Raw genomic sequence first — 22862 nt, forward strand, 5'->3', positions numbered from 1 at the left:
GTGGGTATTTAGCAATAAATTAAATAACAATAAAAAGTAATTTGCAACAAATTAATAGTAGCAGTATACTAAACAAGAAAAAATAAGGATTGTTGATTGTCACAATAGACAACCCGCTAAAGGGGAGATAGAATTATGAGTAAAGTTGCGATAGTTACAGGAGCAGGACAAGGAATTGGTTTTGCTATTGCAAAACGATTATATGACGATGGCTTTAAAGTAGGTGTGATTGATTATAATAAGGACATCGCACAAAAAGCGGTTGAACACTTAGGAGAGAATGCTTTTGCTGCAACAGCTGATGTTTCTGATAGAGAACAATTAGCTTCAGCTATTCAAGTGATTGTTGAAACATTTGGTGATTTGCATGTTATGGTAAATAATGCTGGGATTGCTCCAACAACACCAATTGAAACCATTACGCCAGAACTTTTCAAAAAAGTTTATGACATTAATGTTGGTGGAGTATTATGGGGAACTCAAATCGCAACAGAAATGTTCCGTAAATTTGGTCACGGCGGTAAAGTGATTAACGCAACATCTCAAGCCGGTGTTGTAGGAAACCCTAATTTAATGCTTTATAGTTCATCAAAATTTGCGGTTCGCGGAATGACTCAAATCGCGGCACGTGATTTAGCTGAAGAAGGAATCACAGTAAATGCTTATGCTCCAGGTATTGTTAAAACACCTATGATGTATGACATTGCTCATCAAGTTGGTAAAAATGCAGGAAAAGATGATGAATGGGGAATGCAAACTTTTGCTAAAGATATTGCAATGAAACGTTTATCTGAACCAGAAGAAGTAGCAAGTGTGGTATCATTCCTTTCAGGACCAGACTCAAATTACATTACTGGTCAAACAATTATTGTAGATGGTGGAATGCAATTCCATTAATATCTAGTCATAAATTAAACTCTCTCGGGAACATTTCTGAGGGAGTTTTTTTATACGAAAAAAAGAGTGCTGATAAAAAATCAACACACTCTTATCTATTAATCTTCAATTTTATGGATATCAATGATTGAACCAGTATGAGCATCTGCTGTAAATTCATATTGAACAAGTTGTCCTTCTTCAACACGAGAAATACCACCTGTATAGACATCTGTTTTAATAGCAAATTTGTCTAAAGGTTCCTTTTTAAAGTGAATCCAAGAGCCTTCGATTGGGCCATCTTGTAGAAAATCAGATTTTACTTGCTCTAAAATATCGTCTGCTGAAAGAACTTTATTTTCTTTGTACCATTTTGTGACTAAAGCACCAGCAACGGCACCCATTGCTAAACCAATACCTAAACCAGTCGTTAATCCATGATGATAAACTTCTTTTGTTTTTTGTTTTTTATGAAACATGTCGTTACCTCCTATGGTAATACTGATGTTATTATTGTAGCATAAATGATTAAAATGGAAAGAAAAAAGAAGTTAAAAAATCAAGTGATTGGTTTTTGACTAAGCTTTGCTTATGTTATAATTAAGTGAAGAAGAAAGAGAGGTGAACTACTAATTATATAATTAGTAGATAATCATGGATGATAAATTATTTAATCGTATAAAAACATTAACTGAAATTCAAAGTGTCAGTGGCTTTGAAGACAACATGCGACGGGTTATGGCTAAAGAAATGACACCATTTGTTGATAAAGTAGAATATGATGGATTAGGTGGTGTGTTTGGTATTCGTAAAAACAAATCAAACGAAGCACCACGTATCATGTTAGCGTCTCACATGGATGAAGTTGGTTTTATGGTGAGCCAAATTTTAGAAAATGGGTTATTTAGAGTCGTTCCTTTAGGTGGATGGAATCCTTACACTGTATCGGCACAACGTTTTACGTTACAAACAAAAAAAGGTGACTATCCAATTATTTCGACATCAGTTCCACCGCATTTATTAAGAGGAGCAAATAAGCAAAAGGGAATAGATGTTGCGGATATTTTATTTGATGCAGGATTTGTATCAAAAGAAGAAGCAGAAGAATTTGGCGTACGTCCAGGAGACGGGATTGTTCCTCAAGCTGAAACAATTAAAACAGCAAACGGTAAACGACTCATTTCAAAAGCGTGGGATAATCGCTATGGTTGTACACTGGTGTTAGATGTTTTAGAAGAATTATATGGTCAAGAATTACCAAATACCTTAATTGCAGGAGCAAACGTGCAAGAAGAAGTTGGGTTACGTGGAGCAAAAGTATCGACTCACAAATTTAAACCTGATTTATTCTTTGCAGTGGACTGCTCACCAGCTGATGATATGTCAGGTAAAAAAGATGCAAACGGTCAATTAGATGAAGGATTCTTATTAAGAATATTTGATCCAGGAATGATTATGTTAGGTCGCATGCGTGAATATATCCTTGAGTTAGCAGAAGATAATAACATTCCCTATCAATACTTTGTTTCAAAAGGTGGAACAGACGCAGGTGCAGCACACTTAGTCAATGACGGGGTTCCAAGTGCGGTAATTGGTGTGCCAGGTCGTTATATCCATACTCATCAAACCATGTTTAGTATCAAAGACTATGAAGCTGCAAGAGAAATGGTCTTGAAATTAATCACAACATTAGATAAAACAGAAGTTGATACAATAATATACGGAAAGTAGTGAAGAGATGTTAATCCCAACAACGTATGAAGAATTAGCTAAACCACTTGAAGAAGGAAAAACCATGCTATTTTTTACAGCTGATTGGTGTGGTGATTGTGTCTTTATTAAACCAGACATGCCAGAAATTGAAGCGAGTTTTCCTGAATACACGTTTGTCCAAGTGGATAGAGATGTGTTTATCGATATTTGCCAAAAATGGGAAATACTAGGCATTCCAAGTTTTGTAGCAATCAAAGACGGTAAAGAGCTAGGTCGTTTTGTTAGTAAAGACCGTAAAACGAAAGAAGAAATTATGACGTTTATCAGTGAATTATAAAAGGAGGAGATAGTATGTTAGAATCACAAGAATATCGTTCAATATTAGTTGGAACAGATGGTAGTGAACAAGCCCAACAAGCATTTGAAAAGGCTGTCGCTGTGGCAAAACGTAATAATGCAGATATCGTTGTAGCACATATCATCGAAAATAAATTATACGGCGGGACTATGGCGTTTTCTACTTTTTCTCCAGATATTGTTCAAGAAGAAACTAATCAAGCAAAAGAGTTGCTCGAGAGCTATCTCCAGATAGCAAACGATTTAGGTTATGACCGAGTAAAAGCAACCTTAGAGTTTGGTTCCCCTAAAGTGATGATGGCAACAGAACTGCCAGAAAAATATGATACAGATTTAATTATGGTTGGACAATCAGGATTAAATGCGGTAGAACGATTAGTTATGGGAAGTGTGAGTGATCATATTATACGAACAGCACCATGTGATGTCTTAGTTGTTCGACCTGAGTAAAACAAAAAGAATGGTGAGGAAAAAATTAATGATTGTTAGTTATAATTTAGAAGCAGTTGGTGACACGCTGATTATTGTTGTAGCAAAAGGAAATAGTAAAGAAGTATCTGTTGTTAAAAAAGATAATGTAGCTTGTATTATAGAAAATGAAACAGATCACATTTTGGGTTGGAATATTTTTGATGCGTCAGATCATATTACTAATTTAAATGGAAATGGCCAAATCGAGTTATCATCATCACAAATTACTGAGCTTAATTTGACATTAAAAGAGGCAGGATTTTCTCATGAGTTTGAAGTAGATCATTCGCCAAAATTTGTTGTGGGATATGTTCATACATGTATACCACATGAAGATTCTGACCACTTAACGGTAAACGACATTGAGGTTGATAATGGTGAACATCTACAAATTGTATGTGGTGCACCAAACATTAAAGCTGGTTTAAAGGTAGTTGTTGCAAAAGTAGGTGCTATGATGCCTGATGGCTTAATTATTTGGCCTGGAGAATTACGTGGTGTGAAAAGTTTTGGTATGGTTTGTTCTGCAAAAGAATTACACTTACCAAATGCACCAAAAGAAAAAGGAATTTTAGAGCTAGATGATAGCTATGAAGTGGGAAGTCGCTTCAATTTACCTCAATAATTAATACTTTGTAAAAGTTTGAGTTATTAATTGTTGTTTCAAACACTATGAGTTAAAATAACATAGAGACATATTAAAGGGGGGAATTGCAATGAGTTTTGTTGATGAAACAGTCCAATTTGATTTTGGGGATGCCAATAAACGTGAAGTAAGTGAAACATTAGCGATTGTTTATATGGCGCTAAAAGAAAAAGGCTATAATCCTATTAATCAAATTGTTGGTTACTTATTATCAGGAGACCCAGCCTATATTCCGCGTTATCAAGATGCTCGTAATTTAATTCGTCGTCATGAGAGAGACGAAATTATGGAAGAATTGGTAAAAAACTATTTAGTGCATAATGGTATCGATCTATTATGAGAAAAATGGGATTAGATGTAGGATCTAGAACTGTTGGTGTTGCCGTAAGTGACTTACTTGGTTGGACAGCCCAAGGGTTAGAAATTATAAAAATTAATGAAGATGAAGGCGAGTTCGGTATTGAACGTGTAGCAGATTTAGTCAAACAATACGAAGTTGAAGAATTTGTGGTTGGCTTACCTAAGAACATGAATAATACGATTGGTCCAAGAGCAGAAGCAGCAATAGCTTATGGTGATTTATTAAAAGAAACCTTTAATTTACCAGTCGTTTATCAAGACGAGCGATTGTCAACTGTCGCAGCTGAGAGAATGTTAGTTGAGCAAGCTAATACGTCTCGAGCCAAGCGAAAAAAAGTGATTGATAAATTAGCTGCTGTAATGATTCTTCAAAATTATTTGGATAAAAAGGTTTAATAGCCTTTTTATCTTTTTTTTTGTATAATGAAGAGGAAGCAAAGATGAACAGAAAAGAGGAATAAATGATGACAGATAAACATGTACACACAGATGACTGTAACCACGATCATGAACATGAGGCAGATGATTTAATTACGTTAATTGATGATGAAGGAAATGAAGTATTATTTCGTATTCACTTAACAATTGATGGTAAAGAACAATTCGGTAGAGATTATGTATTATTATATGATGCAAGTACACCAGAAGGTGAAGAAGTTGAATTATTAGCTTATGCTTATGAGCAAGAAGATAACGAAGCAGAAGGTCGTTTAATGGAAATTGAAACAGAAGCTGAATGGGATATGATTGAAGAAGTTTTCAATGCATTCGAAGCAGAAGAAGATTAAACATCTTAAAATAAGAGCTAAACCCTTGATATGATTGGGTTTAGCTTTTTTTGTAGAGTTTTGGAAGTTTGAGAAGAGGGAAAGTAAATGAAAAAGTATAAAGGAAGCTATACTGTATTATTTTTAAGTCTTCTAATCGGGATTGTTTTGGGAAATGTTATAAAAGATATGACATTAGGTATATTAATTGGGATTTTAACTTATCCATTGTTTTCTTTCATGCAAAGATATTAGGAAGGGATGCTAAGATGATCACTAAATTAGAGGTTTTAATGGAAAATCAATTACAAGATATTATGTCGATTTGGCTTGATACTAACAAAAAGGCCCACTCCTATATAGCTAATTCATATTGGGAAGACAATATAGAGTTTGTAGAAAAAGAGCTACCTAAAGCAGATATCTATATAGCAACAGATGAAAATGGAAAAATTATTGGCTTTTTAGGTATTTTAGAAAGCTATATAGCGGGATTATTTGTATCGTCTGATTATCAAAGGCAAGGTATCGGAAATAAACTAATAGAACGAGCAAAAGTTGATTTTGAAGAATTATCTTTAACTGTTTATGAAAAAAATAAGCAAGCAGTAAATTTTTACACTAAAGAAGGATTTAAAATTAGTGAAACTCAAATTGATGAGGACACAAATGAAATTGAATTAGTTATGGTATACAAAAACTGACAGTGAATAAATCAACTGTCAGTTTTATGTTTATTGTTTTTTCTTTTTCATATACCAAAAAATAGCTGCTAAACCAATGATTAGAATTCCTATGAATGGCAGATATTTTTGAACAACCTCTCCTGTTTTAGGAAGACGAGATAAAGAGTTTAGTTCTTGATTATCATTGTTTACTTTTTTATTTTTAGAAACTGTTTTCTGAGAATTAGTGTCTGTCTGGCTACTTGTTTCACTAGTCTCTGAACTGGCTGATTGACTTGATTGTTTACTAGAACTTATTTCTGTACTATCAGTTGTTTCAGGAGCAGGAGTGACTAAAGTATTATCATCTTCAGTTATTAGAGTAGAAGAGGATGACGTAGAACTTGATTCTTGTTGACTACTACTTACTGTTACATCTGTTGTCTCGGAAGTACTAGTGGTAGAATTCTTTGATTCGTCACTTATCGTTTGAGTTGTAGAGTCAGTATTACTTTCTGAAAGTATTGTATCTGTTACGCTAGTTGTTTCTTGTGTCGACTCATTTTCAGATTGACTGATAGTGTTATTTGTCTGACTTGTTTCACTTTCGCTACTTAAAGAAGAACTAGACTCAGTTTCTGTTGTCGATTCAGTAGAGGACGTCATTGTATCGCTTGTTTCAGGAATGACTACATCTTTTTTAGTGTGTAGTTGCTTAAATTGATTATTTTCTTCAAATAATTTTCCTATTTCTAGTAAAAGTCTATCTTGATTTGTCGCAGCATTAAATTGTATTCCTAAAGGTAAATTACCTTTGCTGACATAAGTTGGTAAACTAATAGCAGGTTGGCCAGTTAAATTTGCTAACTGAGTAAAAGGTGTGTAAGCCAATGAATTTAACCATTGATCGTAGACAACTTTCATTCGTTCATCTTTTGTTTTTAACTCATCAATATGTTTAATTTGTTCAGCGTATTCTGGTGTTAGTAAAGATTCAGTTAGCCCTGGAGCAGTTGAAGCCGTAGTTGGCGTTAATATTAAAGGATAGTCTTTGTACAAAGCTTCCATTGTTTCTTTAACCTCATCGTTATAAGCATTGACTTTTTCTAAGTCTTCTTTATGAACCAATTCACTCGCTTGGTAAAGAGCCCACGTAACTGGATCAACATCGTCTATATGTAAACTTCTTTTTAATGTTTGCTTAGCTAAAAAGTTGGCTAAACTACCTGAAGCAGTTGCCATCTCATAATAACCATGCATTAGTTTAATCCCATCAACTGGAATAGAGATTTCTTCAGTGACAAATCCTTTTGAATTTAAAAAGTTAACAGCGTTCATAACAGCTTGTTTAGCATCATCACTGACAGGTGTCCCAACAGGTGAAGTAGTGGTGTAACCTACTTTTATACCAGTAAGATTAGCCGGTGTAGGATTAATATCAGATGTTAATAGATTCTCAAACAAAGCTGTTGTGTCTTCCATATTTTTAGCAAGTGGGAAATTGACGACTTGTCCAGTTTTAGCATTTCCTGAAATGATGCCTCTAGAAGGTTTTAATCCGACAAGACCATTCCATGATGCTGGAATTCTGATAGAGCCACCAGCATCACTACCAGACGCAACAGGCACCACACCAGATGCCACGGCAGCACCAGAGCCACCAGAAGACCCACCGGCTTGATAGTTAGGATTCCAGGGACTTCCAGTAGGGCCATAAAGAGTCGAATCAGTCACATTTTTCAATCCTAATTGGGGGTAGTTACTTTGACCAATGATAACAAAGCCTAAATCTTGTAATGATTTGGCAATACGCCCGTTAAATTTTGTTGTGACATGTTTGTTAAAATCTAACCCATTGGAGTTACTTCCACCAACGATACTATGACCTAATCCTTTCATTACAATAGGGACACCAAAAAATGGTTGACCGTTATCGACCATCTCGCTTGCTTCTTTTAAAGCAAGGTCTTTTCTTGTTGTAATTAAAGCATTTGTTCGTGGGTTTTCTATGTCATTGACTTGAAAAGCTAAATCAATTAATTCTTCGGTTGTAACTTTTTTCTCTCTTACTAGCTTAGCTAAATCAGTAGCGCTCATAGAAATGTACTCATCAGTTGTTAGATTCGTGTGTTGTGGTGTATCAGTAACGATGGTTGAACTACTAGTTGTAGCGACAGGAACCTCTACGGCATGAGTATGTATACCAACAGATAATAGTGCTGTGGCAAGTAATAATTTTATATGATTTTTTATCGGCATATTTTTTCTCCTTTTTACAAACTTCTTCAAGTGTAATCAAAAACGATCAAAAAAGAACGACGTAAATTTTTTACGTCGTTCTTTTACTGACGGAAAAGACGAAAATGTGTAATTTTTTATAAAATACCACTACTAGAAGACATATTCCAAAATAAACAAAACAATTTTGTATTTAACGATTAATTAAATGGTAGGCTTTTTGCGTATTGGCAAAATGAACTTTTGCATATTGTTCTAAAAGGGGCATGCCACCTTTTTTGATGATGTTAGCAGCAGCTATATCTGATTTTTGTCCAGCACCTGAAGGCATAGTAAATCCAAGTTCTTGACTTGCTTTTTCTAAACTAGTTAAAAATTCTGCTCGGCAGATAATAGAAGCTGCAGCAACAGACAAATGATATTGCTCACCTTTCGTTGTAAAGTAAAGAGGTTTAGTCACCCGATTTTGCTCTTTTGATAAGTATTTGCGATAGTTTGATTCAGGAGTGAATTGATCAATTAGTATACCTTTAGGGGTAATTGGGCTGATATCTTGCATTAAAAGATAGATGGCTTGATTATGTAAGGCAACTTTCATTCGATTGACATTGTATTCTGGTTGGATTTCATTATATTTTTTTGGTGTTAATACTAGTTTTCGGTAAGGTATGACATGGATGATTTCTTTGGCAATCCGTTTAATGTCATGATCCGTTAACATTTTTGAGTCTTTTACGCCTAACTCTTTTAATAGTGGCATATGTGTGTCATCAACATAAGCAGCACAGACAACAACTGGTCCAAGATAGCTACCATTTCCAACCTCGTCACTCCCCACAACGTTCCATGAAGCAAAATCTTTTGGCAACGAGTTTGAAGAACTAGAAGATTGTTTTTTTTGCGTCGTATTAGCTCCACGCTTTTCCCACATAGCGGCTTCTTTTTCAGCGTTGACTCCTTGAAAGACAACTTTTTTTGATTGATAAGCTGTGATAACTACTCCAGGAATTTTGGCTTGAAATAATGCGTATGGGGGTGTTTTTTGGAAATATGATTCATAAGCTGTTGTTAGTTCACTGATTAGCTTGTCAGAGGCTAATAATGTTATAGTTTGTTGCATATTCAACTTCCTTTTTAAAAAATTTATGTTAAGTATAACATGTTTTTATCATGAATGATTCTTAAGGTACAACTTGCTGAATTGTCAATTAAAAGAAAGTCATATATAATTAAGTTGCTTCTTTTAGTGAAGGATTTATGGGAGGATTTAAAATGGCTTTTGAAGAGAACAAACGATATAAAGCAACCATTGCTGGTAATACATATACAATCATAGGAAAAGAAAGTCATCATCATATGGATATTGTTAATCAGTTGGCAAACGAGCAGCTTGAAACAATTATGAAACATGCTCCTAAGCTATCAACAGAACAGGCTGCTATCTTATTAGCGATTAATACACTATCTGTTCAAATAAAACAGCAGGAAACAATTTTAAACTTAAAAAAAGATATTAGTGAATTAGAAGATGAACTAGAAAAAATGAAGAAGTTAGAAGAACGTCTTGATAAAATCGAGTCAAGAGAAAAAGAAACACGAAAAAAAGTGATACAAGAAAATCGAGAGTTAACAGATGAAGAGATGTTGAATCAGATTGAGATTCAAAAAATTGTGAATGAACAAGCAAAAGAAAAAATTAAACGCAACAATCATCAGAAGAAAAAACAACAATCAAACAAATAAAAAAATAAGTAGGTTTTTCAATGGTTATAACAATAATTAGTATTTTAGTATTATTGACAGGATTTTATGCAGGCTATCGACGAGGTTTTACTTTACAGTTGGTTTATTTTGTGGGCTATTTGTTAAGTTTTTTTATGGCAAAAAGCATGTATCAATCTGTAGGAAAAAAAATTGAACTATTAATCCCTTATCCTGCGCCAACAAAGACAACGAAACTAGCTGTTTTTGATAATCAGCTGATATTTGATTTAGATAAAGCTTTTTATGCAGCATTTGGCTTTTTAATTGTTTTAGTCGTAGGCTATTTGGTAACAAAATTTGTCGGTATGTTGTGTTACAGATTAACTTTTATTCCATTGCTTCATAAAAGTAACCAGTTAGTTGGAGGATTAATTAATCTTGCTTTAACCTATATTGGATTAGTCATCGTGTTAACGATAATAAGCATGATACCACTAGGTTTTATTCAAAATGCTTTTGCTAGTTCAGGTGTTGCTAGAGCGATGATTGAACATACCCCAATACTGTCATCTAGTTTGTATCAGTGGTGGATTAAACAAATTATTTTATAAAAGAAGAGCCTAGTAAAATGGGCTCTTTATTTACATAAGTCGTATTTTAGGAAGTGAAATAGAATGAAAAAGACAATAGAAGACATTTTAGAATTTGATAAAGTGAAACAATTATTATCACAACATATTGTGACAAAATCAGGATTAGAGCATGTGAGTGAGTTAAAGGCTTCTCATTCATATGATGAGATAGAAGAAGCGTTAATGGAAACGGAAGATGGGATGACAGTTCTACGTTTGCGTGGTGGGATTCCTATGCCGATTTTAGAAAATATTAAACCACATATGAAACGAATTGAAATAGGTGCCATGCTTAATGGGGTTGAGTTAGCTCAAGTTGGACGTGTGCTAAGAACAGTATTAGAGATTCAATCCTTTTTTGATGATTTAAACGATGCTGAGGTTGCTTTACATCGATTATATGATTGGTCAGAAAAAATGATTGCGTTACCTGATTTATCAAAAATCATTCGATTATCAATTGATGAAGATGGTCATGTAACAGATGACGCGTCACCTGAATTAAAACAAATTAGACAAAGTATTAGACGGTCAGAGCAAGCAGTTAGAGAACAGCTTGATGGCATACTTCGTGGAAAAAATTCAAATTACTTGAGTGATACGATCGTGACAATGAGAAATGATCGCTATGTTATCCCAGTAAAAAGTGAGTATCGCAGTCATTTTGGTGGTGTTGTTCATGATCAAAGTGCATCTGGTCAAACAGTTTTTGTTGAGCCAAGGCAAGTAGTTGAATTAAATAATCGTTTAAGACAACACCAAATTGCTGAAAGAAAAGAAATCGAGCGTATTTTAGCTGAGCTTTCTAATGAATTAGAACCTTACAGACAAGATATTTTACAAAATGCCTATGTTTTAGGTAAACTAGATTTCATTAATAGTAAAGCATTATTTGGTAAACAATTGAAAGCTGTTGTGCCAAGATTGAGCGAGGACAAGGATGTTAACCTTAAACAAGCTAGACATCCACTAATTGATGAAGATGTTGTGGTACCAAATGATATTGTAATTGGTAAAGAGTATCAAGCTGTGGTCATCACTGGACCGAATACAGGTGGTAAGACGATTACGCTTAAAACATTAGGATTACTTCAATTAATGGGGCAATCAGGGTTACCAATTCCTGTTGGAGAAGAAAGTAGTATTGGAATCTTTTCAAATATTTATGCAGATATTGGGGACGAGCAATCAATTGAACAGAATTTATCAACGTTCTCTTCACATATGACAAATATTGTGTCAATTTTAGATAATCTTGATTCAGATAGTTTGGTATTATTTGATGAGTTAGGAGCGGGGACAGATCCACAAGAAGGAGCAGCATTGGCTATTTCTATTCTAGATAAAGTGGGAGAAATCGGCGCCTATGTTATGGCAACGACTCACTACCCTGAGTTAAAAGTTTATGGCTATAATCGTCCAAATACAATTAATGCTAGTATGGAATTTGATGTTGATACACTTAGTCCAACATATCATTTGTTAATTGGAATTCCTGGTCGAAGTAACGCGTTTGAAATATCAAAACGTTTAGGGTTATCACCTGATATCATTGAGCAATCTAAACAACTTATTGACGGAGAAAGCCAAGATTTAAATGATATGATTTCTGATTTAGAAAATCAACGGAAAATGACGGAAACCGAATATTTGGAAATGCGTCACTATGCTGATGAGGCGGAAAATCTTTATCATGATTTAAAAGAAGCGTATGAACGATTCTTTACTGAACGTGAAAAAGAGATGAATAAAGCGAAAAAAGAAGCAAATGAAGTCATCAGTAAAGCGCAAGAAGAATCGGAAAAAATGATTAAAGAGATTCGTCAAATGCAACTAAGAACAGGGAATAATCAATCCGTTAAAGAACATGAATTGATTGAAGTTAAATCAGGATTAGAAAATCTAAAACATGATGAAACGCACTTGAAGAAAAATAAAGTCTTGAAAAAAGCGAAAGAGAAAAAAACATTTAAAGTTGGTGATGATGTTTTAGTTGAAGCATTTGGTCAAAGAGGAACATTGATTGAGAAAGTTGGCAATAAAGAGTGGCAAGTTCAATTAGGTATTCTGAAGATGACTGTCTCAGAAGATGGCATGACACGAATTGCACCAGAGAAAGAATCTCGCATGCGTGTATCAACGGTGAAAAGTGATGGTGGCGGTAGTCGTCAATCAGTTTCAACTCAACTGGATTTACGTGGTAAACGTTATGAAGATGCCTTAGCAGAAGTTGATCAATACATTGATGCAGCCTTACTTGCAGGTTATCCTCAAGTAACAATTGTTCACGGACGTGGAACAGGTGCTTTAAAACAAGGGGTACAAGAGTACTTGAAAAATAATCGTCGAGTAAAAAAATATAATTTTGCTCCTAGCAATCAAGGTGGAGACGGCGCGACAATTGTAACTTTCTAAAAAGTGAGCAGATTGTTAGTTCTTTACTACCCCCGATGGTATAATCAGTTTATAAAATAAAAGATGATTTAGGAGATGAATGAATATGGTAGAAAATATTACAGATGCAAACTTTGCAGCAGAAACAGATGAAGGATTAGTATTGGTAGACTTTTGGGCACCTTGGTGTGGACCATGTCGTATGCAAGGACCTATTTTAGATGGTATTGCAACAGAATACCAAGACAAAGTAAAAATTGTTAAAGTAAATGTGGATGAAAACCCTCAAACAAGTCAAGCACACGGAATTATGAGTATTCCAACATTACTACTTAAAAAAGATGGTCAAGTTGTTGAACAAATGGTTGGTGTCCAACAAAAACCACAATTAGAACAAGTATTTAATAAATATCTTTAAAATTATAATCATTCTATGGTGCTATAATCACTGTGGAATGATTTTTTTTTCAACAAATTGTATACTTGACTTGATAAAGAGAGAGTACAAGGAGATTGAACTAGTGAACGAAAGAATAAAAAATAAATTAGCTTTGTTACCGGATCAACCAGGCTGTTATTTGATGAAAGATAAACATAATACCATTATATATGTTGGTAAGGCGAAAATTTTAAAAAATCGTGTGCGGTCTTATTTTACAGGGACGCATGATGAGAAGACACAACGACTAGTTAGCGAGATTGTAGATTTTGAAACGATTATTACAGAGTCGAACACGGAAGCTCTATTGTTAGAAATTAATTTAATTCAAAAAAATATGCCGAAATATAACATCATGTTAAAAGATGATAAGAGCTATCCCTTTATTAAAATTACCAATGAAAAAGCACCAAGACTGCTTATTACTAGAAAAGTATTGAAAGATAACGCCATTTACTTTGGCCCGTATCCTGATGTTAAAGCAGCCAATGAAACCAAGCGACTACTAGATAAAATCTATCCACTTAGAAAATGTAAAAATCTACCAAATGAAGTATGTTTATATTATCATATGGGACAATGTTTAGGACCATGTGTGAACCCAGTGGTAGAAGCGAAGTACAAAGAGATGGTAGAAGAGATTAAAAAATTCCTAAATGGCGGCTATACAGAAATTCAAAAAAAGATAGAAGAAAAAATGATAAAAGCGTCTGAAAATATGGAGTTTGAAAAAGCGGCTGAATACCGTGATCAAATTCAGTCGATTCAAAGTGTGATGACAAAACAAAAAATGACCAATGCAGATTTTGTTGATCGCGATGTATTTGGTTATTATGCTGACAAAGGGTGGATGGTTGTTCAAGTTTTTTTTGTTAGACAAGGAAAACTAATTGAACGAAATGTATTTGATTTTCCATTTTATAATGAGCCAGAAGAAGATATATTGACTTTTATTGGGCAATTTTATCAAGAGAATCACCATTTTATTCCCAAAGAAATACTATTACCAAAAGAACTGGATAAAAGCCTTGTCGAAGCGATGATTCCAACTAAAATTTTACAACCTCAACGCGGTGAGAAAAAAGATTTAGTGAATTTAGCCAATAAAAATGCCAAAATTTATTTAGAAGAACAATTTAGTTTAATAGAAAGAAAAGAAGATAGAACAATCGGCGCTGTAGAAAAATTAGGACAAGCAATGAATATTCCAATACCTAATAGAATAGAAGCATTTGATAACTCGAATATCATGGGAGTAGATCCTGTTTCTGCGATGGTAGTTTATATTGATGGAAAACCATCAAAAAAAGACTATCGCAAATTTAAAATTAAAACAGTTGAAGGTCCAGATGATTATGCCTCAATGAAAGAAGTGATTTATCGAAGGTATTCGCGAGTAATAAAGGACAATTTACCAATGCCAGATTTAATCTTAATTGATGGTGGGAAAGGACAAGTACATGCAGCTCAGGATGTGTTAGATAATCAATTAGGTTTAGATATACCAATTGCAGGATTAGCAAAAAATGATCAACATAAAACAAGTGAGTTATTATTTGGTCCAGATTTGGAAGTTATTCCATTAAAGCGTAATTCATCTGAATTCTTTTTGCTTCAGCGCATACAAGATGAGGTCCATCGATTTGCTATTACGTTTCATCGCTCAACACATAGTAAAACAAGTTTTGCTTCTAAATTAGATGGTATAAATGGTCTTGGACCAAAGCGTAAAAAACAATTATTGACAAAATTTAAATCGATGAAAAAAATTGAGGAAGCAAGTATTCAAGATTTGATTAAATCAGGCTTACCTCAACGAGTCGCAACTAATGTATACCAACATTTTAAAGCAATAAAAAAATAGTCAAATGATAAAAAAAATGTTACAATTTAAAGCATGTTTTTTTAATTCGATAATAGAGGAGCCTTAACTATGAATTTAATTATACAAATCGTTACGTTACTTATCATTTTTGTCAGTATGTTTATTTATTATCGTCAAGTAAGTAAAGCAAAAAAAAATCAGTTGGGTTTAGAAGTATTAGCTAAATCATCTCAATTAACTATGAGTGGATTTATTTTAGGATTAGGTGTTATTTTAACTGAATTAAATTCATTTGGACTTTCAAGAAGTGAATTTGTGAATCATTTACTGATATACGGTGCATTTGTGAGTTTAGTGACAATTATTAGTATTTGGTACTACTCTAGAACGCTAAAAAAATAGAAGCATGTTTGTTTAAAAAGTCACAGTCAAAAAAATTGACTTTTTTGTGAAAAAATCATATAGTGTCGATGGACTAAAAGTTGGAGGGAATAAAAAAATGAGCAGACCAAGAGTCGTTATTTTGGGGGCAGGCTATGCAGGCCTAAAGACAGCTAAAGAATTAAGCAAGAAAAATGTTGAGGCGGATATCGTTTTAGTGAATAAAAATGATTATCATTATGAATCAACGCAATTACACGAAGTAGCTGCTGGAACAGAACCAGCAAGTAAAATAACATTTAATATTGTGGATGTTATTGATACAAAAAAAGTTGAATTTATAAAAGATACTGTTATTAAGGTTGAAAAAGATGATAAAAAAGTATTGTTAGAAAACAATGGTGAGCTATCATATGACTATTTAGTAATGGCATTAGGTTTTGAATCAGAAACATTTGGCATTCCAGGTGTAGATGAATTTTCTTTGCCATTAGTAAATATTAAAACAGCAGAAGCAGCACAAGCACACCTAGATAAAATGTTATCTAATTATCAACAATCTAAAAATGAATTAGATTTATCAATAGTAGTATGTGGTGCTGGTTTTACAAGTATTGAATATTTAGGTGAGATTACAAACCGTATTCCAAAATTGGCGAAAACAATGAATTTCCCAATGGATAAAGTGAAAATTACTTGTATTGAAGCAATGCCAACCTTATTGCCAATGTTTTCAGAAAAACTTGGTCAATTTGGTATTGACGTATTAAAAAAACGTGGTGTGACATTTAAAGTTGGCACACCAATTAAAGAAATTAAAGAAAATACAGTTGTTTATGAAGAAAATGGTGAACTAAAAGAAGTTCATGCACATACAATTATTTGGACAACAGGGGTTAAAGGAAGCCATGTTGTTGGAGAATCTGGATTTGCAGAACGTCGTGGACGTGTGATGGTGGAAAAAGATTTACGCGTTGAAGGTTACCCTGATATCTTTATGATTGGTGATGTGAGTGCCGTAATGGATGAAGAATCTGGTCGACCATTTCCAACGACAGCTCAAATCGCAATTAAACAAGGTGAAGCAGCTGCAAACAACTTAGCTCGCTTATTGAACAACCAACCTACTGAAGCCTTTACTTTTAAATCTTTAGGAACGGTAGCTTCAATTGGTAATAATGTTGGGATGGGCCAAATCCTTGGTGGAAAAGAAGTTAAAGGATATATGGGATCAATTGTTAAGAAAAGTATTATCAATAAATCTCTTCTTGATGTTGGGACTGCAGGAACACTTCTTAAAAAAGGCCGTTTTGATTATTATCATTAAAAATAAGAATAAAGAGCACCTTATTAGATTGAAGTCTAACAAGGTGCTTATTTTATTTAGGTTGATTATTGTAAAGTTGATGCATAATTTTTTTACCTGTTTTAGTTGCTGCTAATCCACCTTCAGCAGTTTCTTTAAAAGCAGAGGGCATTTGCATTCCGACTTGATGCATCGCTTCGATTACTTCATCTACAGGAATAACACTTTTAACTCCTGCTAAAGCCATATCAGCAGAAATAAATGCTTGGGAAGCACCTAAGGCATTTCTTTTAATACAAGGTATCTCAACTAACCCAGCAACTGGGTCACAGATAAGACCTAGCATATTGATAAGGGTTATTGCAACAGCATGAGATGCTTGTTCAGGTGTTCCACCACACGTTTCGACTAAAGCACCACTTGCCATAGCACTAGCTGATCCAATCTCTGCTTGGCACCCACCAGCAGCACCACTAATTGAAGCATTATTTGCAATGACTAAACCGATAGCACCAGCTGCAAATAAAAAGTTGATTTGTTGTTCTTTTGTTAAATCACGTTTATCTGTTAAAGCAGATAATACTCCAGCAGCAACTCCAGCGCTACCAGCAGTAGGTGTGGCACAAATTAACCCCATTTCAGCGTTAACTTCATTAACTGCTATGGCATTTTGTACAGCACGTAAAATAGTTTCACCACTTAAAAAGTTTCCTTGATTGACATAGTCATTCATCCTAGGAGCATCTCCACCAGTTAAACCGGTTACAGAAGTAACACCTTTTACCCCTTTTTCAATTGAGGCTAACATAATAGAAAGATTTTTTTCCATATGAGCGATAATCACATCACGTGGTCGCTGTGAAACATCTATTTCTGTTTGGATCATAGCTTCGGCAATTGAACCATGTTCATTTGCTAAAGTAATTAATTCTTCAATTGTTTCAAACATGTTTGTCTCCTTTCTAGTTGAAAAAATCAACCGCATCAATATGTTCAATTTGTCTCAGAGAATCGAGTAAGCCATCCACACGATTATCTACCTCGATAATCATCATAGCTTTTTCTCCTTTGGCTTCTCTTGTTAATGTCATGGTGCTGATGTTAATATTTTTTTCAGATAACAGTCGCGTTACGTTAGCAACAACTCCTGGTTTATCCTGATGGAAAGTAATGTAGGTTGGTGTTGAAAAATCTAAATTAATTTTAAAACCATTAAGTTCAGAAATTTGAATGGATCCACCACCAATAGAGATACCAGTACATGTCATGCTACGATCTTTTGTTTTTAATATCATTTTAACTTGATTAGGATGGTCAGCTTTTTCAATTTTAGGTATAAAAGCTACTTCCATTCCTTTTTCATGAGCGATTTCCAAGGATTTGGCTAAACGGTCATCATCTGGATCCATCCCAAGTAACCCACCAACTAACGCGATATCAGTTCCATGACCACGATAAGTTTTTGCAAAAGACTCATATAAATAGATATCAACAGAAAGTGGCTGTTCACCTAAAATACGTCGGATGACTTTTCCAATTCTTGCAGCACCAGCAGTATGTGAACTGCTAGGTCCTATCATGACTGGTCCAATGATGTCGAAAACGCTATTATATTGCCCCATGATTTACCTCCGTATATATTATTATTTGATTTTAGTTTATCATGAAAGGTTGATTTTATTGTAAACTTAGTCTTTTTTTTATTTAAATATAATGTGATAAAATAGGAAAAAGCGTATTTTAATTTATGAGTGGAGGAATAAGAATGAAAACAGAACTGATTGTAGTAGGAACTGAATTACTGTTGGGGCAAATTATTAATACAAATGGCGCTTTTTTGTCGAAAGAGTTAGCTGATTTAGGTTATGAAGTTTATTTTGAAACAACAGTTGGAGATAATAAAAAACGTTTAATAGATACCTTGAATTTAGCTTCAAAAAGAAGTGAGTTAATTATTTTGTGTGGAGGGTTGGGGCCAACAACAGATGATTTAACAAAAGAAGCAGTGAGTGAATTTATTAATGAACCGTTAGAATATGATAAAGAATCTCTAGAAAAGATTTACCATTTGTTTTCATCGACAGATAAAGTCATGCCAGAAAATAATAAAAAACAAGCACTTACCTTTAAGAAAGGCATAACATTAAAAAATCCAACAGGTTTGGCATGTGGTGCTTTTATTGAAGTGAATGGTGTTAATTATCTACTTTTACCAGGGCCACCAAGTGAATTAACGGCTATGTTTGAACAAGAAGCTAAACCTCTACTCAGAAAACTATCTCCACACCATAAGGAATTGGTATCGCGTTATTTACGATTTATTGATATTGGCGAGTCGCAGTTAGTAACAGATTTATCAGACATTATCGATGCGCAAACTAATCCAACAGTAGCACCTTATGCTAAGTCAAATGAAGTGATGTTAAGACTTACGGCACAGAGCTCAAATTTAGATACGGCTAAAGAGTTATTAGATGAAATGGAAGAAAAAATATTAGATATTGAAAAGCGTTATTTTTATGGTTATGGAGAAGAATTAACCATTCAAGAAGTTGTTATTAACCAATTAAAGAAACAAGGAAAAACATTATCAGTGATTGATCTATTAACGGATGGTCGTTTTTTTACTGTAGGGACTGAGGTAGCTGGTGGGGAACAAGTTGTAAAAGCAGGATTCAACGTCAATAGTAAGAGCATGTTATCTTCTATATTTAATCAAACAATTGAGGTAAGTGACGATAACACGCTCGGGAAAGAGTTAGCAAAATCAGGATTAGAGATGTTTCAAACAGATTATGTAATGGTGTTATTAGGAGATGTGAGTCATGGAAATGATGAATTACCTGAAGGGATTATTTGGTTTTTCTTGGCTAATAAAGAAGATATTATCTGTAAAAAAAGAATATTTAAACGTCACTTATCTTATATGAAAGACGGTGCTATAAAGCATGGATACAATTTTATACGATTAACTATTTAATCGGGAACGCGAATATTTGTTCGCTTTTTTCTTGCTTTTTTGATTAAAAAAAAGTATATTAAAGAGTGAAGAGATAAAATAACTGGAGGTACATACATGGCAGATAATCGTAAAGCAGCCTTAGATGCTGCGTTAAAAAAAATAGAAAAAGATTTTGGTAAAGGTTCAGTAATGAAATTGGGAGAGAAAGTGGATACACAAATTTCAACAGTATCTAGTGGCTCTCTTGCTTTAGATTCTGCCTTAGGTGTTGGCGGATACCCACGAGGAAGAATTGTGGAAGTTTACGGTCCAGAAAGTTCTGGTAAAACAACGGTTGCACTACACGCTATTGCTTCAGTTCAAAAAGCTGGCGGGACGGCTGCCTTTATCGATGCAGAGCATGCATTAGATCCTAAATATGCAAGCGCGTTAGGAGTTAATATTGATGAGCTATTGTTATCACAGCCGGATACTGGAGAACAGGGGTTAAATATTGCGGAAGCACTAGTTTCAAGTGGAGCAATTGATATTGTTGTAGTCGATTCTGTTGCAGCACTTGTACCAAGAGCTGAAATTGATGGAGAAATGGGAGATTCACATGTTGGTCTGCAAGCTCGTTTAATGTCTCAGGCTTTAAGAAAATTATCAGGAACAATTAATAAAACCAAAACCATTGCTATCTTTATTAATCAAATCCGTGAAAAAGTTGGTGTGATGTTTGGAAATCCAGAAACAACACCAGGTGGGCGTGCATTGAAATTTTATGCAACAGTCCGTTTAGAAGTTCGTCGTGCAGAACAATTAAAATCAGGGACCGATATCATTGGTAACCGTACAAAAATTAAAGTCGTTAAAAATAAAGTGGCGCCACCTTTTAGAATAGCAGAAGTAGATATTATGTATGGTGAAGGAATTTCGCAAGAAGGCGAATTACTGGACATGGCTGCAGATAAAGACATCGTCAATAAAAGTGGTGCCTGGTATTCTTATCAAGATGAACGTATTGGTCAAGGCCGTGAAAATGCGAAAAAATATTTGGCTGAACACTCAGAGATGATGGAAGAGATTTATCAAAAAGTACGTTTAGCTTATAATATGGATGGTGTAAAACCTGAAGAGGTAGAAGAAGAAAATGAAAAATTAGAGGAAATGTCTGTCGAATCCGAAGATTAATTGTATAATAAACTACTGTTTAAAGTAATAATAACGAATTATGTTATTCTATTAATTTAGACAGTAGTTTATTTTTTTATGCTTTGTTGTTTAGCCTCTTTTTTAAGTTGACACTCCTTTTAACAAAGATTAGAATATATAATGTATAGTTAAATATATACACTCATATTTTATATATGATTTAAGTCATAGTAATATGTTTTACATCTACGAATAACACAATAATAAAGATAGTATGGAGGTGTTTTTATGGCTGCTACAATACTCCTTGCTATCATCGGTTTAATTGTAGGTCTAGCAATTGGCTATTTTATTGCCATGACTCGACATAAGAGGTCTATAGAGGGTGCGAATAATACTGCCACCGGAATTATTCGACAAGCCAAGAAAGAGGCTGAGACTCTAAAAAAAGAGCATTTGTTGGAAGCAAAAGAACTGAATCAACAATACCGATTCGAAATCGAAAGTGAGCTGAAGGAAGAAAGAGCTGAATTAAAAAATCAAGAAAATAGACTGTTACAAAGGGAAAACAATCTTGATCGAAAAGATGACTCTTTAGAAAAACGCGAACGTTCACTTGAAGAAAAAGAGGAAAAACTTGATTCAAGGAAACAATTGATTGATGAGCGGGAAAAAGAGGTATCGACCTTAATTGAAAAACAAGAGATAGAATTAGAGCGTATTGCCAGTCTATCTAAAGATGAAGCACAAAACATTATCATGAACGACATGAAAGCAGAATTGTCACATGATCGGGCAATGTTGATTAAAGAAAGTGAACAACGTGTAAAAGATGAAGTAGATCGTAAAGCACGTAATATGTTAGCTTTAGCGATTCAGCGAAGTGCTGCTGACCAGATCTCTGAATTGACAGTGACAGTTGTTACATTACCAAACGATGATATGAAAGGTCGAATTATCGGACGAGAAGGCCGAAATATACGAACACTTGAAACATTAACAGGTATTGATTTGATTATTGATGATACACCAGAAGCAGTCGTCTTATCTGGATTTGATCCAATTAGACGAGAAATTGCTCGAATGACATTGGAAAAATTAATTCAAGATGGTCGTATTCATCCAGCTAGAATTGAAGAGATGGTGGAAAAATCTCGTAAGGAAATGGATGAACGGATTCGCGAGTACGGTGAGAACGCAGCATTTGAAGTGGGAGTTCATTCATTACACCCTGATTTAATTAAAATACTTGGTCGTTTAAGATTTAGAACAAGTTATGGTCAAAATGTTTTAAATCACTCAATCGAAGTAGCAAAACTAGCTGGTGTCTTAGCTGAGGAATTAGGAGAAGATGCAACGTTAGCACGTAGAGCTGGATTACTACATGATATTGGTAAGGCTTTAGATCATGAAGTAGATGGCTCTCATGTTGAAATAGGAACAGAGTTAGTAAGTAAATATAAAGAAAATCCAGTAGTAATAAATGCTGTTGCCTCTCATCATGGTGATGTAGAAGCAACTTCTGTAATCTCTGTCTTAGTTGCAGCAGCAGACGCTTTATCAGCTGCTCGACCAGGAGCAAGAAGTGAGTCATTGGAAAACTATATTAAACGTTTAGAACGTTTAGAAGGAATTGCTAATGATTTCCCTGGTGTTGAAACAAGTTTCGCAATACAGGCTGGTAGAGAAATTAGAGTTGTAGTGAAACCAAGTGAAGTGACAGATGACGAAGCCGTTATATTGGTTCATGACATTCGTAAGAGAATAGAAGACGAGCTTGAATATCCTGGACACATTAAAGTAACGGTTGTTCGTGAAGTTAGAGCAGTTGATTATGCTAAATAACGTTTACCAATAAGAAACAAAAAACAGATGGAGAAATTCATCTGTTTTTTTATTTACAAAATTTAATAAAGGTAAACGACTATTTGTTATTGCAGCATTTTTAATGACGATTAGATTTTTTATAAAAAATGAAAAGTAAGAAATGAT

25 protein-coding genes are annotated in these 22862 nt (G+C 34.2%); 20 read left to right on the top strand and 5 right to left on the bottom strand.

Features of this window, described 5'->3' with window-relative positions; genetic code table 11:
- Window positions 1–135 precede the first annotated feature (135 nt).
- A complete protein-coding gene (locus AC37UB_RS04970) occupies window positions 136–897 on the top strand; it encodes a (S)-acetoin forming diacetyl reductase (protein ID WP_117972479.1) in 762 nt (253 codons plus the stop codon).
- Window positions 898–995: 98 nt separating this feature from the next.
- On the opposite strand, the gene AC37UB_RS04975 is transcribed toward AC37UB_RS04970, so the two are convergent.
- A complete protein-coding gene (locus AC37UB_RS04975; protein WP_117972480.1) occupies window positions 996–1355 on the bottom strand; it encodes a PepSY domain-containing protein in 360 nt (119 codons plus the stop codon).
- 175 nt (window positions 1356–1530) lie between these two features.
- Between AC37UB_RS04975 and pepA the strand changes: the two genes are divergently transcribed.
- From pepA to AC37UB_RS05020, 9 genes are all read left to right on the top strand, one after another.
- Window positions 1531–2607 carry a glutamyl aminopeptidase gene (gene pepA, locus AC37UB_RS04980; protein WP_117972481.1) on the top strand — a complete coding sequence of 359 codons (1077 nt, stop codon included), beginning with the start codon at window positions 1531–1533 and terminating at the stop codon, window positions 2605–2607.
- A gap of 7 nt (window positions 2608–2614) precedes the next feature.
- Window positions 2615–2926: a thioredoxin family protein gene (locus AC37UB_RS04985; protein ID WP_117972482.1), complete on the top strand. Its 312-nt coding sequence runs from the start codon at window positions 2615–2617 to the stop codon at window positions 2924–2926.
- A gap of 14 nt (window positions 2927–2940) precedes the next feature.
- Window positions 2941–3396: a universal stress protein gene (locus tag AC37UB_RS04990; protein ID WP_117972483.1), complete on the top strand. Its 456-nt coding sequence runs from the start codon at window positions 2941–2943 to the stop codon at window positions 3394–3396.
- Window positions 3397–3424: 28 nt separating this feature from the next.
- Entirely contained in the window at window positions 3425–4042 is a 618-nt protein-coding gene (gene ytpR, locus AC37UB_RS04995) for a YtpR family tRNA-binding protein (RefSeq protein WP_117972484.1), read from the top strand.
- A 91-nt stretch (window positions 4043–4133) separates the two neighbouring features.
- Window positions 4134–4403: an IreB family regulatory phosphoprotein gene (locus AC37UB_RS05000; protein WP_117972485.1), complete on the top strand. Its 270-nt coding sequence runs from the start codon at window positions 4134–4136 to the stop codon at window positions 4401–4403.
- Window positions 4400–4819 (top strand): Holliday junction resolvase RuvX, encoded by a 420-nt coding sequence (gene ruvX, locus AC37UB_RS05005; RefSeq protein WP_117972486.1) that lies wholly within the window; start codon window positions 4400–4402, stop codon window positions 4817–4819. The genes AC37UB_RS05000 and ruvX overlap by 4 nt, the downstream gene beginning before the upstream one ends.
- A 68-nt stretch (window positions 4820–4887) precedes the next feature.
- Window positions 4888–5211, top strand: coding sequence for a DUF1292 domain-containing protein (locus AC37UB_RS05010; RefSeq protein WP_117972487.1), 324 nt, complete (start codon window positions 4888–4890; stop codon window positions 5209–5211).
- A gap of 87 nt (window positions 5212–5298) precedes the next feature.
- Window positions 5299–5445: a hypothetical protein gene (locus AC37UB_RS05015; protein WP_158559366.1), complete on the top strand. Its 147-nt coding sequence runs from the start codon at window positions 5299–5301 to the stop codon at window positions 5443–5445.
- A gap of 38 nt (window positions 5446–5483) precedes the next feature.
- Window positions 5484–5894 (top strand): GNAT family N-acetyltransferase, encoded by a 411-nt coding sequence (locus tag AC37UB_RS05020; protein WP_199500884.1) that lies wholly within the window; start codon window positions 5484–5486, stop codon window positions 5892–5894.
- Window positions 5895–5924: 30 nt separating this feature from the next.
- On the opposite strand, the gene AC37UB_RS05025 is transcribed toward AC37UB_RS05020, so the two are convergent.
- Both AC37UB_RS05025 and rnhC read right to left on the bottom strand, forming a co-directional pair.
- Entirely contained in the window at window positions 5925–8114 is a 2190-nt protein-coding gene (locus AC37UB_RS05025; RefSeq protein ID WP_490685406.1) for an amidase family protein, read from the bottom strand.
- A gap of 172 nt (window positions 8115–8286) precedes the next feature.
- Window positions 8287–9213: a ribonuclease HIII gene (gene rnhC, locus AC37UB_RS05030; protein WP_241699273.1), complete on the bottom strand. Its 927-nt coding sequence runs from the start codon at window positions 9211–9213 to the stop codon at window positions 8287–8289.
- 152 nt (window positions 9214–9365) lie between these two features.
- On the opposite strand from rnhC, the gene zapA reads away from it, so the two are divergent.
- From zapA to AC37UB_RS05065, 7 genes are all read left to right on the top strand, one after another.
- On the top strand, window positions 9366–9836 hold the full coding sequence (zapA, locus tag AC37UB_RS05035; RefSeq protein WP_158559368.1) for a cell division protein ZapA: 471 nt from the start codon (window positions 9366–9368) through the stop codon (window positions 9834–9836).
- Window positions 9837–9856: 20 nt separating this feature from the next.
- Window positions 9857–10408, top strand: coding sequence for a CvpA family protein (locus AC37UB_RS05040; protein WP_117972491.1), 552 nt, complete (start codon window positions 9857–9859; stop codon window positions 10406–10408).
- 63 nt (window positions 10409–10471) lie between these two features.
- Entirely contained in the window at window positions 10472–12844 is a 2373-nt protein-coding gene (locus AC37UB_RS05045; RefSeq protein ID WP_241699274.1) for an endonuclease MutS2, read from the top strand.
- A gap of 85 nt (window positions 12845–12929) precedes the next feature.
- Window positions 12930–13241, top strand: coding sequence for a thioredoxin (gene trxA / locus AC37UB_RS05050; RefSeq protein ID WP_117972493.1), 312 nt, complete (start codon window positions 12930–12932; stop codon window positions 13239–13241).
- Window positions 13242–13344: 103 nt separating this feature from the next.
- A complete protein-coding gene (uvrC, locus tag AC37UB_RS05055) occupies window positions 13345–15126 on the top strand; it encodes an excinuclease ABC subunit UvrC (RefSeq protein WP_490685407.1) in 1782 nt (593 codons plus the stop codon).
- 69 nt (window positions 15127–15195) lie between these two features.
- Complete coding sequence (locus AC37UB_RS05060; protein ID WP_117972495.1) at window positions 15196–15489, top strand: hypothetical protein; 294 nt, start codon at window positions 15196–15198, stop codon at window positions 15487–15489.
- A 97-nt stretch (window positions 15490–15586) separates the two neighbouring features.
- The gene (locus AC37UB_RS05065; protein ID WP_117972496.1) at window positions 15587–16795 is read left to right on the top strand and encodes an NAD(P)/FAD-dependent oxidoreductase; all 1209 of its coding nucleotides are present in this window, start codon (window positions 15587–15589) and stop codon (window positions 16793–16795) included.
- 52 nt (window positions 16796–16847) lie between these two features.
- Here the strand turns inward: AC37UB_RS05065 and sdaAA are convergent, their stop codons facing one another.
- Together sdaAA and sdaAB are read right to left on the bottom strand one after the other, a co-directional pair.
- A complete protein-coding gene (gene sdaAA / locus AC37UB_RS05070) occupies window positions 16848–17723 on the bottom strand; it encodes an L-serine ammonia-lyase, iron-sulfur-dependent, subunit alpha (protein WP_117972497.1) in 876 nt (291 codons plus the stop codon).
- 13 nt (window positions 17724–17736) lie between these two features.
- Entirely contained in the window at window positions 17737–18396 is a 660-nt protein-coding gene (sdaAB, locus tag AC37UB_RS05075) for an L-serine ammonia-lyase, iron-sulfur-dependent subunit beta (RefSeq protein ID WP_117972498.1), read from the bottom strand.
- Between the two features lie 143 nt (window positions 18397–18539).
- Between sdaAB and AC37UB_RS05080 the strand changes: the two genes are divergently transcribed.
- From AC37UB_RS05080 to rny, 3 genes are all read left to right on the top strand, one after another.
- Window positions 18540–19754: a CinA family nicotinamide mononucleotide deamidase-related protein gene (locus AC37UB_RS05080; protein ID WP_490685408.1), complete on the top strand. Its 1215-nt coding sequence runs from the start codon at window positions 18540–18542 to the stop codon at window positions 19752–19754.
- A gap of 96 nt (window positions 19755–19850) precedes the next feature.
- Window positions 19851–20909 (top strand): recombinase RecA, encoded by a 1059-nt coding sequence (gene recA / locus AC37UB_RS05085; RefSeq protein WP_117972500.1) that lies wholly within the window; start codon window positions 19851–19853, stop codon window positions 20907–20909.
- A gap of 249 nt (window positions 20910–21158) precedes the next feature.
- Complete coding sequence (rny, locus tag AC37UB_RS05090; protein ID WP_117972501.1) at window positions 21159–22715, top strand: ribonuclease Y; 1557 nt, start codon at window positions 21159–21161, stop codon at window positions 22713–22715.
- Window positions 22716–22862: the final 147 nt, after the last annotated feature.

This window comes from Vagococcus changpingensis (assembly GCF_058211775.1).

Bases quoted from the DNA above. Each gene is read 5' to 3' on its own strand.
- sdaAA (WP_117972497.1), bottom strand. From the start codon at position 17,723: ATGTTTGAAACAATTGAAGAATTAATTACTTTAGCAAATGAACATGGT.
- AC37UB_RS05045 (WP_241699274.1), top strand. From the start codon at position 10,472: ATGAAAAAGACAATAGAAGACATTTTAGAATTTGATAAAGTGAAACAA.
- pepA (WP_117972481.1), top strand. From the start codon at position 1,531: ATGGATGATAAATTATTTAATCGTATAAAAACATTAACTGAAATTCAA.
- AC37UB_RS05080 (WP_490685408.1), top strand. From the start codon at position 18,540: ATGAAAACAGAACTGATTGTAGTAGGAACTGAATTACTGTTGGGGCAA.
- AC37UB_RS05000 (WP_117972485.1), top strand. From the start codon at position 4,134: ATGAGTTTTGTTGATGAAACAGTCCAATTTGATTTTGGGGATGCCAAT.
- ytpR (WP_117972484.1), top strand. From the start codon at position 3,425: ATGATTGTTAGTTATAATTTAGAAGCAGTTGGTGACACGCTGATTATT.
- trxA (WP_117972493.1), top strand. From the start codon at position 12,930: ATGGTAGAAAATATTACAGATGCAAACTTTGCAGCAGAAACAGATGAA.
- zapA (WP_158559368.1), top strand. From the start codon at position 9,366: ATGGCTTTTGAAGAGAACAAACGATATAAAGCAACCATTGCTGGTAAT.
- rny (WP_117972501.1), top strand. From the start codon at position 21,159: ATGGCTGCTACAATACTCCTTGCTATCATCGGTTTAATTGTAGGTCTA.
- ruvX (WP_117972486.1), top strand. From the start codon at position 4,400: ATGAGAAAAATGGGATTAGATGTAGGATCTAGAACTGTTGGTGTTGCC.
- AC37UB_RS05010 (WP_117972487.1), top strand. From the start codon at position 4,888: ATGACAGATAAACATGTACACACAGATGACTGTAACCACGATCATGAA.
- AC37UB_RS05025 (WP_490685406.1), bottom strand. From the start codon at position 8,114: ATGCCGATAAAAAATCATATAAAATTATTACTTGCCACAGCACTATTA.
- AC37UB_RS04985 (WP_117972482.1), top strand. From the start codon at position 2,615: ATGTTAATCCCAACAACGTATGAAGAATTAGCTAAACCACTTGAAGAA.
- AC37UB_RS04975 (WP_117972480.1), bottom strand. From the start codon at position 1,355: ATGTTTCATAAAAAACAAAAAACAAAAGAAGTTTATCATCATGGATTA.
- AC37UB_RS04970 (WP_117972479.1), top strand. From the start codon at position 136: ATGAGTAAAGTTGCGATAGTTACAGGAGCAGGACAAGGAATTGGTTTT.
- AC37UB_RS05040 (WP_117972491.1), top strand. From the start codon at position 9,857: ATGGTTATAACAATAATTAGTATTTTAGTATTATTGACAGGATTTTAT.
- AC37UB_RS05015 (WP_158559366.1), top strand. From the start codon at position 5,299: ATGAAAAAGTATAAAGGAAGCTATACTGTATTATTTTTAAGTCTTCTA.
- AC37UB_RS05060 (WP_117972495.1), top strand. From the start codon at position 15,196: ATGAATTTAATTATACAAATCGTTACGTTACTTATCATTTTTGTCAGT.
- sdaAB (WP_117972498.1), bottom strand. From the start codon at position 18,396: ATGGGGCAATATAATAGCGTTTTCGACATCATTGGACCAGTCATGATA.
- rnhC (WP_241699273.1), bottom strand. From the start codon at position 9,213: ATGCAACAAACTATAACATTATTAGCCTCTGACAAGCTAATCAGTGAA.
- AC37UB_RS05065 (WP_117972496.1), top strand. From the start codon at position 15,587: ATGAGCAGACCAAGAGTCGTTATTTTGGGGGCAGGCTATGCAGGCCTA.
- AC37UB_RS04990 (WP_117972483.1), top strand. From the start codon at position 2,941: ATGTTAGAATCACAAGAATATCGTTCAATATTAGTTGGAACAGATGGT.
- recA (WP_117972500.1), top strand. From the start codon at position 19,851: ATGGCAGATAATCGTAAAGCAGCCTTAGATGCTGCGTTAAAAAAAATA.
- AC37UB_RS05020 (WP_199500884.1), top strand. From the start codon at position 5,484: ATGGAAAATCAATTACAAGATATTATGTCGATTTGGCTTGATACTAAC.